The sequence below is a fragment of the Mesorhizobium sp. M1A.F.Ca.IN.020.03.2.1 genome (assembly GCF_004023205.1).
Taxonomy (GTDB): domain Bacteria; phylum Pseudomonadota; class Alphaproteobacteria; order Rhizobiales; family Rhizobiaceae; genus Mesorhizobium.
Map to the genome: position 1 here is coordinate 1 of NZ_RZSV01000208.1, position 9,738 is coordinate 9,738.

At 64.0% G+C, this 9,738-nt stretch carries 12 protein-coding genes; 4 read left to right on the forward strand and 8 right to left on the reverse strand.

The window, feature by feature from the left end:
* Positions 1 to 1,255, reverse strand: a 1,255-nt coding sequence (locus EOA79_RS25190) for an MDR family MFS transporter (protein WP_128293401.1), incomplete at its 3' end; no start/stop codon positions are given.
* Between the two features lie 220 nt (positions 1,256 to 1,475).
* A complete protein-coding gene (locus EOA79_RS25195; RefSeq protein WP_067319718.1) occupies positions 1,476 to 2,096 on the reverse strand; it encodes a DUF922 domain-containing protein in 621 nt (206 codons plus the stop codon).
* An 84-nt stretch (positions 2,097 to 2,180) separates the two neighbouring features.
* On the opposite strand from EOA79_RS25195, the gene folP reads away from it, so the two are divergent.
* Genes folP through folK form a run of 3 tightly spaced genes read left to right on the forward strand, consistent with a single transcriptional unit; the run spans position 2,181 to position 3,890 of the window.
* Complete coding sequence (folP, locus tag EOA79_RS25200) at positions 2,181 to 3,032, forward strand: dihydropteroate synthase (RefSeq protein ID WP_095825308.1); 852 nt, start codon at positions 2,181 to 2,183, stop codon at positions 3,030 to 3,032.
* Between the two features lie 2 nt (positions 3,033 to 3,034).
* The gene (gene folB, locus EOA79_RS25205) at positions 3,035 to 3,394 is read left to right on the forward strand and encodes a dihydroneopterin aldolase (RefSeq protein ID WP_066992392.1); all 360 of its coding nucleotides are present in this window, start codon (positions 3,035 to 3,037) and stop codon (positions 3,392 to 3,394) included.
* On the forward strand, positions 3,378 to 3,890 hold the full coding sequence (gene folK, locus EOA79_RS25210; RefSeq protein ID WP_095800807.1) for a 2-amino-4-hydroxy-6-hydroxymethyldihydropteridine diphosphokinase: 513 nt from the start codon (positions 3,378 to 3,380) through the stop codon (positions 3,888 to 3,890). The genes folB and folK overlap by 17 nt, the downstream gene beginning before the upstream one ends.
* A 1-nt stretch (position 3,891) precedes the next feature.
* Here the strand turns inward: folK and EOA79_RS25215 are convergent, their stop codons facing one another.
* The 3 genes from EOA79_RS25215 to EOA79_RS25225 are packed head-to-tail and all read right to left on the reverse strand — an operon-like array spanning position 3,892 to position 6,552.
* Complete coding sequence (locus EOA79_RS25215; protein WP_095825309.1) at positions 3,892 to 4,131, reverse strand: hypothetical protein; 240 nt, start codon at positions 4,129 to 4,131, stop codon at positions 3,892 to 3,894.
* A 26-nt stretch (positions 4,132 to 4,157) separates the two neighbouring features.
* The gene (locus EOA79_RS25220; protein WP_067319728.1) at positions 4,158 to 4,706 is read right to left on the reverse strand and encodes a DUF924 family protein; all 549 of its coding nucleotides are present in this window, start codon (positions 4,704 to 4,706) and stop codon (positions 4,158 to 4,160) included.
* Positions 4,707 to 4,716: 10 nt separating this feature from the next.
* Positions 4,717 to 6,552, reverse strand: a complete 1,836-nt coding sequence (locus EOA79_RS25225) for a monovalent cation:proton antiporter-2 (CPA2) family protein (RefSeq protein ID WP_067319730.1) — start codon at positions 6,550 to 6,552, stop codon at positions 4,717 to 4,719.
* Between the two features lie 272 nt (positions 6,553 to 6,824).
* Here EOA79_RS25225 and EOA79_RS25230 point away from each other — a divergent pair, with 272 nt between their 5' ends.
* On the forward strand, positions 6,825 to 7,091 hold the full coding sequence (locus EOA79_RS25230) for a hypothetical protein (RefSeq protein ID WP_067320126.1): 267 nt from the start codon (positions 6,825 to 6,827) through the stop codon (positions 7,089 to 7,091).
* A 68-nt stretch (positions 7,092 to 7,159) separates the two neighbouring features.
* On the opposite strand, the gene EOA79_RS25235 is transcribed toward EOA79_RS25230, so the two are convergent.
* The 3 genes from EOA79_RS25235 to EOA79_RS25245 form a co-directional block, all read right to left on the reverse strand.
* Positions 7,160 to 7,687, reverse strand: coding sequence for a hypothetical protein (locus EOA79_RS25235; RefSeq protein WP_245299552.1), 528 nt, complete (start codon positions 7,685 to 7,687; stop codon positions 7,160 to 7,162).
* 126 nt (positions 7,688 to 7,813) lie between these two features.
* Positions 7,814 to 8,893, reverse strand: a complete 1,080-nt coding sequence (locus tag EOA79_RS25240; protein WP_095825310.1) for a TIGR01620 family protein — start codon at positions 8,891 to 8,893, stop codon at positions 7,814 to 7,816.
* On the reverse strand, positions 8,890 to 9,738 hold an 849-nt coding region (locus EOA79_RS25245), incomplete at its 5' end, for a YcjX family protein (RefSeq protein ID WP_164893943.1). The genes EOA79_RS25240 and EOA79_RS25245, both read right to left, overlap by 4 nt.

The window sequence follows — 9,738 nt, forward strand, 5'->3', positions numbered from 1 at the left end:
GTGTGCGCAGGAAGGTCAGGACGCCGGTCGCGACACCGAGATGGGCGCGATCGACCGCGTTCTGTACCGAGACGGTGCTGACCGGGAAGGTCGTGCCACTGCCGAGGCCAATGAGGGTCGTCAGGATTTCGACTTCGAGCAGCGACGCGTGTGTCGCAATGGCACTCAGCACCCCGATGCACGCGATCGCCAAACTGACGCCGACCATGGCAATGCGCTTGTAGTGGACGAAGCGCGGGATCATGCGGCCGCTGAAAGTGGCACCGGCAACGGTGCCGAGCAGGAGACCCAGCATGGCGATGCCGGATTCACTGACCGAGAGCCCGACGACCGATTGCAGATAGACCGGCAGGTAAACCGACGCCCCGATATTTGCCGCCTGCAGCAGGAACATCGACAACGTGCCGGCGAGCACGATCCGGTTGCCCAGCACCTCGAGCGAGATCAAAGGCTCACTGGCCCTCAGCAGCCGCAGCGCGAACAATGCCCAGAACGCGGCCGAGCAGGCCACCAGCCCAAGGATTTCCGGCGAGAACCATGGATAGGTGCTGCCACCCCAGTTGAGCGCCAGAAGCAGCAGCGCCGTGGCGATCACCAAGAGCACTGCGCCCAGCCCGTCGATGCGGTGATGTTTGGCCGCGATCGGCAACTTCTTCAGCGGATTGTTGATGATGGCCATCGCCAGGAAGCCGATCGGCAGGTTGATCCAGAAAATCAACGACCAGTGGAGATGCTCTGCGAAGACACCGCCAAGCAGCGGGCCGGCGACGCTGGCCACCGCCCAGGTGCCGGAGATCCATGCGGCGTAGCGGGCCCGCTCGCGTGGCGGCACCAGATCGCCGATGACGGTTTGCGTCAGCGCGAAAAGGCCGCCGCCGCCGGCCCCCTGGATCGCCCGGCCGATGACCAGCACCAGCATGTCGGGGGCAAGGGCGCTGACCAGCGATCCCAAAAGAAAGATCAGGATGGCGGCGTAGATGACCGGCCGGCGGCCGTAGACGTCGGAAATCTTGCCGTAGAGCGGCGCCATCGCAGTGGCCGTCAGCAGATAGCCGGTCACGATCCAGGGCAGGTATTCGGCGTGGCCGAGCGCGCGCGCGATGGTCGGCAAGGCAGGCGACACAATGGTCTGGTCAAGCGCCGCCAGAAGCATCGACAAGAGCACGCCGCCGATGATGGCGTTCTTCTCGCTCTCGCTGATCGACGGCGAGGCCATTGTCCTCATCGTCGTGCGATTGTCGACGGTCTGGTCCATGCGTCACTCTTTCAAGGTCGGTGCGCCGTCGGCAAGAAGCAGCCGGTGCGGGGCGTCCTGCGCCCGTCATTCGTATCTCGGTTTCCAAAGTCCGCCGGACGGCAAACCCGATATATGTCGGTCGATATAGGCCGTTTTCGACCGATGCTCGAAAGTTTTTTGGAATCTGGCACCATTGTTTCGGCGGTGTTGGCTTTCGCCGGCACCACCGGTCCAATGGTCAAGCCGGCGGCAACCGCCCGCTTTGGGTGCGCTGCATCCGGTAGCGCAGGAGCCGGATGATTCGGCTCTCGAAATTGACGCTTTCGACGCGGTCGAACTGCACCTGGGCGCGATCGTGCTTGGCGAGGATGGCGGCCGAGATCTGGGCGGCCTGGGCCTTCGCGGCTTCGCAGGTCCTTTGCGGATAAGTCGCCTTCAGCGCGTCCTCGAGTTCGCGCGCGTGATTCTTGGCGATCTCGACATGGCGCTCTTCGTGGCGCTTGATGTCGGCCGACAGCGTATCCCAGAACAGCCTGACCTGCGGATCCGCCTTGCGCGGGCGCCGCCATTCCGGGAGGATCACCTTGACCTTCACGGTCACCTGCGCGTTCGCGATCCGGCAGGAATTCGCGGTCTGCGCATAGCTGACGCGGGTGGTGAAGGCCATCTGCGTTGCGCCCGGATGCCGGGAGCCGGTGCTCTTCACTTCCGGTCCGTTTTTCGTCAGCTGTTTTTCGATGTCGTCCAGCGTGCGGCCGCCGACGCTGAAATAGCTGTAGGTCTTCACCAGATTCGCCGCGGCGGCCGGCGTGGCGGCCAGCGTGAGCATCAGGGCGCAGAGCAGGGAACGGTTCATCATGTTGCCTCTTCACGCACCTTGCTTTACGGCCGTTGCCGGCGCAACGAAATTGATTTCGCGCGGATCACGCATGGTTGATGGACAATGACGACAAGGCGGTGGCAGCTCGCGCATGGACGCCATCTCGACCTCGGCCCCAAGTCGGTCGTGGTCGGCATCCTCAACGTCACGCCGGATAGTTTTTCCGACGGGGGATTGTTCATCGCGCCGGAGAAGGCGATAGCCCAGGCGCGCCGCATGGCGGAAGAGGGCGCGGCCATCATCGACATCGGCGGGGAATCGACGCGGCCCGGTTTTGCCCCGATCAGCGCCGAAGAAGAGCAGACGCGGGTGCTGCCGGTCATCGAGGCGCTCGCGGCATCGGGCGAGGCGCTGATTTCGGTCGACACCTATCGCGAGGACACCGCGCGGCGGGCCGTCGCTGCGGGGGCGCATATCGTCAACGATGTCTGGGGACTGCAGCGCGAGCCCGGCATCGCGAGAGTCGCGGCCGAGACCGGCGCCGGCCTCATCATTATGCATACCGGCCGTGAACGCCAGAAGCTGCCGGACGTGATCGAGGACCAGCTTCTGTTCCTCAGCAAATCGCTGGAGATCGCGCGCGCCAGCAATGTTGCCGAGGACCAGATCGTGCTCGACGCCGGTTTCGGCTTTGCCAAGGAAACGACGGAGGAAAATCTCGATCTGATGGCGCGGTTCTCCGAGCTTCAGGCGCTCGGCTTTCCGCTGATGGCGGGAACGTCGCGAAAGCGTTTTATCGGCGGCGTCACCGGGCGCGAGCCCGCTGAGCGCGCTGTTGGCACGGCGGCCACGAGCGTCATTCTGCGGCTCAAGGGAGCCGATCTTTTTCGCGTCCACGATGTCGCAATCAACGTGGATGCGCTGGCGATGGCCGATGCTATGCTGGCGCGAGAAAAACTTTCTCCCGGACGCTGACGATGTATGTCATCCGCATGAAGAACTGCGCCTTCTTTGCCCGGCACGGCGTGCTGGACGAGGAGGAGACGCTCGGTCAGCGTTTTTATGTCGACGCCGAACTCACCGTCGAGCCCAGCCGGCCGCTGGAGGACGATTCGATCGAGGATACCGTCAATTACGGCATCGCTTTCGCGGTCATCGAGAAGATCGTCACCGGGCACCGGCGTTTCCTGATCGAGGCGCTGGCGCTGGAAGTGGCGAAAGCGCTGGCGGCGCGCTTTCCACAGATCAGGAAAGCGGAAATTACCGTGCGCAAGCCGAACGCCCCGGTTCCGGGCGTGCTCGATCATGTCGAGGTGACAGTTGTCTGGCCTCAATAGCGCCGTCTACCTTAGCCTCGGCGGCAATCTCGGCGATCCGGCGAAATCCATGGCCGCGGCGCTGCGCATGCTGGACGGCGACGACAAGACGCGCGTCACCGCTGTTTCCTCACTCTACCGGACGCCGCCGTGGGGCAAGCTCGACCAGCCGGATTTTCTCAATGCCTCCGCCGGGATCGAAACGGCGCGCTCGCCTCGCGACCTGCTCGATCTCTGCCTGGACGTCGAGAGGCGCCTGAAGCGGGTGCGCGAGGAACGTTGGGGGCCGCGCCTGATCGACATCGACATTCTGGTGTTCGGTGACCGGGTGATCCACGAGACGGGTCTTGAGGTTCCCCATCCGCGCATGCTGGAGCGGGCCTTCGTGCTGGCGCCGCTGGCCGAGATCGCGCCCGACCTTGTGGTCGGCAACAAAAGCGTGTCGGAGCGGCTCGGCGCCGTCGATATTTCGGGGATCGAGCGGCTGCCGTCCGGCCGGGAGTGGTGGCTCGCTTAGATTAGCCGAGGGTGGGATTGGTTGGAGGAAGACGGATCTTGGCCGTGGCGATCATCCATTCAACCACTTCCACGGACACTTCAGACTCAAACAGGGTCACGGTCATCTTCCTATCGAAATCCGAAAAGAAAATCTGGCCCACAATGTGCCCGTGTTGGTCGGCGAGTTCCAGATACATGCCATCGCGTTGGACGTCGCTTCCGATCGTGGCTTCGTAGGTCCGCCCTGCTAGCACGATCATATGTTGATTATCCGCAGTTTGCCTGTTCAGCCGGAGAAACCGCCGCCCTCGAGAAACGTCTTTTCCTCGGGCGTCGTCTCGCGGCCGAGCATTTTGTTGCGGTGCGGAAAGCGCCCGAAGCGCTGGATGATCTCCAGGTGCTCCTTGGCGTATTTCAGATAATCCGGCGCCCTCGCCGCTGTAAGTTCGAGCGAGCGTTCCTGATCCGCGAGCGACTCCGAATGCTCAAAGGGGAGATAGAGGAAGACACGGAGTGACTCTTCAAGCGCCATATCATGACCGGCGGCGATCGCCCGATCGGCGAAATGCCTGGCCAGCGGATCGGTCGCGTACATATGCCCGGTGCCGCGGAAGCAGTTGCGCGGAAACTGGTCGAGCAGGATCATCAGCGCCAGCGATCCTTCGGCATGCTCGCTCCAGGCGTCGCATTCGCGCCGGGCGGCGGCGTGGTGCAGCTCGAGGAAGCAGTCGCGGAAGCCGGAGTCGAACGCGTCGTTCTTCTCGAACCAGGCGTCCTCGCCGGCATCGCGCCAGAATTTGGTGACGGCAAGCGCCCGCGGGTCGAGTTCTGCCACGCGCTGCTCCTCAGCTCTTCGTCTCTGCCTTGTTCAGCACGCCGGCCGTCTCTTCGTTCAGCGCCCGGCCGGCGCGGCGCGGCTGCGCGAGCGGGGTCGGGATCGGCGTGCCGATATTGCCTTTGAGAAAGCGCTGGCCGGCGCGGATACCTTCGGCGAGCTGTGTCTCGATGCGAGCTGTGTCGCGGCGGCGAACGTCCTCGATCACCTCGGCTACCTCCTCCGGATCGACGCCCAGCGCTTCCAGGGCCGAGCCGCCGAAGACCAGCGCCGATTCAAAGGTCTCGCGCAACTGATAGTCGACGCCGGCGCGGATGAGTTGCAGCGCGGTGCCGCGGTCGAAGGCGCGCGCCAGGATAGTGACCAGCGGGAATTCGGCCTTGATCAATTGCGCGATGCGCACGGCCACGTCCGGTTTGTCGACGCAGATCAGCACGGCGCGCGCGCGGCCAGCGCCCGCCGCACGCAGGATGTCGAGCCGCGTGCCGTCGCCGTAATAGACCTTGAAGCCGAAATCGGCCGCCGCCTGGATCATCTCGACCTCATTGTCGATGATCGAGACGTCGAGGCCGCGCAGAAGCAGCGGCTGGCTGGCGATCTGGCCGAAGCGGCCGAAGCCGATGATCAGCACGCTTCCGGTTAGCCCGTCGGCGATGTCGACGCCTTCCAGCGATTGCTCGTCGCGCGGGGTGAGGTAGCGCAGTGCCAAGATAGCCACGGGCGTCAGCACCATGGAGATGATGACGATTGCGGTCAGCGTGGAATTGGCCTGGCCGTCGATGATGCCGACGACGGCGGCCGAGGAATAGAGCACAAAGGCGAATTCGCCGCCCTGCGCCATGACGACGGCGCGCTCGAGCGCCTCGCGATGGCCGCTCTTGAGCATACGCGCGACCAGATAGATGCCGAGCCCCTTCATGACCATATAGGCGACGACATAAATGGCGACTAGGCGCCAGTTCTGGGCGACGACGCCAAGGTCGAGCGACATGCCGACGGCAAGAAAGAACAGGCCGAGCAGGATGCCGCGAAACGGCTCGATATCGGCTTCGAGCTGGTGGCGGAAGGTCGATTCGGAGAGCAGCACGCCGGCGAGGAACGCACCCATCGCCATCGACAAACCGGAAAGCTGCATGGCTAGCGCCGACCCAAGCACCACCAGTAGGGCGGCGGCCGTCATCACTTCGCGGGCGCGGGCATCGGCCAGGATGCGGAAGAGCGGGTTGAGCAGATAGCGACCGGCCACGACGAGGCCGACGATCGCCGCGATCCCGATCCCCACTTCGGTCAAGCGCTCAGACAGGCTGGTCTCCGCGCCCCCCGGCGCCAGGAACGCCACCAGCGCCAGAAGCGGCACGATCATCAGGTCTTCGAGCAGAAGGATCGAAACGATGCGCTGCCCTTTGGGCGCGGCGATCTCGCCGCGCTCCTCGAGCAGTTGCATGACGATCGCGGTCGAGGTCAGCACGAAGCCGGCGCCGGCGACGAAGGATTGCGCGATCGGAAAGCCTCCGGCCAGGCCGACAAGCGTCAACAGAACGGCGCAGACGCCAACCTGCAGCGCGCCGAGACCAAAGATTTCCCGGCGCAGGCCCCAGAGTCGCGACGGCTGCATTTCCAGGCCGATGATGAACAGGAACATGACGACGCCAAGCTCGGCGACGTGAAGGATGGCTTCCGATTCGGAAAAAATGCGGAGGCCGAACGGCCCGATGACCACACCGGCAGCGAGATAGCCGAGGATGGAGCCCAGCCCGATGCGCTTGAAGATCGGCACGGCGATCACGCCGGCAGCGAGCAGCGCCACTACCTGTACGAGATCGCTGCCCGATGCTTCAGCCGCCATGACTACCGTCCTTTCGTTTCAGCACTCCTTGCATGCAGCGGGAGTGCGAGGCAAGGGCAGGGGCCTGGCAGGAAGAGCAGGGGTGTCGGCCCGAAAACGAGCGTGTGCCGTCAGGCAAACTCCCGCTGCAGCTTCGTACACAAGTTTACGGAGCCCGGTCGTTGCGCGCCGCCACAATCAAAGGTTAAGGCCAGTAGGCTTTGGCTATGGAGCTTCAGCCATTGGAGGGCAGCGGCGATGGGCCGCTGCCTTTTTTTGAGGAGATGACTGACATGAAGAAGTTTTTGCTCGTTGCCGTTGGCGTTGCGGCGCTGGCCGTTTCGGCCTGTTCGAAGGGACCGGAGTGCACACAGGAGATCGCCGCCAAGAAGGCGCAGGACATGGCTGCCGCGCTTCAGGAAGCAATCACCAAGGATCCGAGCAAGGCGGCTGATCTGACGGCCAAGGTGCAGGCCGTGACGACGAAATATCAGAATGCCACGACGCTGGACGAAGCCTGCAAGGCATATGACGAAGTGACTGCCGCCATCAAGGGTTGAGCCAAGTCAAAACGAAAGAAGGCGGTGGCCATTGGCTGCCGCCTTTTGTCTTCCTCGATCGCCTTTGCTCAGTTCTTCGCGATCGAGCCGACTTCGACCGTGTCGACCCGCTTTAGGCTCATGCCGATGACCGGCACCAGCTGCTTGTCGACGCGCACGGCGACCGTCACGGTCATCGAATTGTCGTCGGGAACGCGCGCCTGCATGACGCCGTTCAACTGATTGCGGTTAATGGTGAAGACGACCTTTTGGGGATCGACGACATTGCCGCCGACAATGTCCATGCCGTTGCCGGTCGAGCCGCCCATGAAAGTGCCTTTGTAACCATCCCGGCCCCGGCGTTCGACCGTCGCCGACATCTTCTGGGTGAAGACGCCGACCCGGCAGTCGCCGTCTAGCGTCATGCCGACCTTGCCGTCCGGCGTGGAACCGTTGAAATTGCAGGTGAATTTCGTGCCCTTGTATTTGCCGGCGATGATTTCGCCAGGGCCGACCCATTTGCCTTCGACCGAGCGGAAAAACTGCTTGTCAGCCTCTGCTCCAAAGGCCCTTTCGACGAGGCCGAGCGGTACGGCGGCCGCAACCGTTGCGGTCATGACGCAGGACAAGATTACGCTTCTCATTGACAACACCCGGCACGAACGAGTCTGCTGTTGGAACCAGAGTGACCATGAAGAAGATTGGTTAATGCTTCGTCACTGGCGACCGTTTCTGCATTTACCTTACTGCTCGCTTCGGCCATCCTTTCGCGTCGCGAACGAGGTCAATGCCGAGAGGAAATCGCCTAGCCCCGGTCGCTTTACCGCAATGAACGGCAGCGGGCGCGTCGTTTCCATCGCCGCGATGCCAATGCGCGCCGTCATCATGCCGTTGACGACGCCTTCACCAAGCTTTGCCGAGAGCTTCGCGGCAAGGCCGTGGCCGACGATCTGCTGCACGAAACTGTCGCCGACGGCGATCGAGCCGGTCACCGCGAGATGGGCAAGCACACCGCGCGCCAGGCGGAAGAAGCCCAGCGTGCCGGGACGGCCGCCATAAAGTTCCGACAGGCGCCGGATCAACCTGCCGGCTTCGAACACGACATAGGCGACGTCGACCAACGCGCGCGGGCTGACCGCCGTCACCAGCGAGACGCGCTTCGCGGCCTCCAGGATCATCATCTTGGCGCGGGCATCGAGCGGCGACAGAATCTCGGTCTCGGCGAGCCGCACCAGATTGGCGCCATCGATGATCTCGCCTCGCAATTCGGCGAGCGAGCGGCGGCCGGCCGCGGTCTCCGGTTTTGCCGCGACGAAGGCGGAAAGCTCGTCGACCAGAGCGCGCGCGGCCTTGGGGTCGTCGCGCGCCACCGCATCCACGGCCCGTCGCTGTAGTTTCTCGACCTCAGCGAGGCGTGCGATGGCGAGGAACTCGCGGATCAGGACGATCAGCAGCGACAAAAGCGCGATGGCCGCCATGCCGGCCGCCAGCCAGCCCAGCCATTCGGCGCGCGCGAAAAGATCACGGATGAGCTGATCCGTCCACAGGCCCACCGCGAGCGAGACAAGCACGCCGAAAGCTCCGAAAAACAGGCGTGCCAGCAGCGAGCGCCTCCTTGGAGCGGTCGCCGGTGGCGGCGGGGCCTGCTCGATATCCGGCTGGTCGAAAACGTCGATCTCCGAGGGAATGACCACGGCGACATCGGCCCTGGCGGCGCGTGGCCTGCGCACGGGCTGTTCGGCGCCACGCTTCTGCGGCGCCTCGTGCCTTGGCGCGGGCTCGGGCTCGATGCGGAAGGCCGCCGGTTTGCGGGGCGGATTCATGCCAAACGATCTCCGATCAGGAACTGAAGCGCGCGGTCGAGGCGAATATGCGGCAAAGACAGCGTGACGCCTTCGGCCGTCCGCTCGAGCTTCGGCGGACGAAAGCGCACGAAACGGATCGCATTGTTTTCCGCCTGCTGCCCGGAAACGTCGAACACGGGATCGACCTTTTCCGGCAAGTCACCGGGAAATATGGCTGTTTCGGCTTTGCCGTCGAATGTCTCGCCGTTGATCTTCTCGCCTTTCAAAGGCGTGCCGATGATCACCGGCAATGTCTCGCGGCCTTGCTTCACGGTGCCCTCGCGGGTCGAGCGCACCGCCGCCATGGCGACCACATCGACATCGGCGCCGCTGAAATTGGCCCGCGCCACCGCCCGGTCGGCCAGGCGGCGCACGATCGCCTGCAGCCGGTCATGGCTTTCGTGGTGCAACTGGTCGGCTTTGGTCGCCGCCACCAGGATGCGGTCGATGCGCCTCGAAAACAGGTCGGTGACGAAATTGCCCCGCCCGGGTCGGAAGCAGGAGAGGATTTCGGTGACGGCCCGTTCGAGGTCGGCCATGGCGGCCGGGCCGGCGTTGAGCGCCTGCATGGCGTCTATCAGCACGATCTGGCGGTCGAGACGGGTGATATGCTCGCGAAAGAACGGTTTTACGACATGGGTCTTGTAGGCTTCGTAGCGGCGCTCCATCATCGCCTGCAGCGATCCGGGGCGGCGCCGTTCCGACAATTTCATCAGCGGCGCGAAGGTCAGCGCCGGCGAGCCTTCGAGATCGCCCGGCATCAGGAAACGACCCGGCGGCAGCGTCGACAGCGCACGTTCGTCGAGCTTGCAGGCCGTGAGATA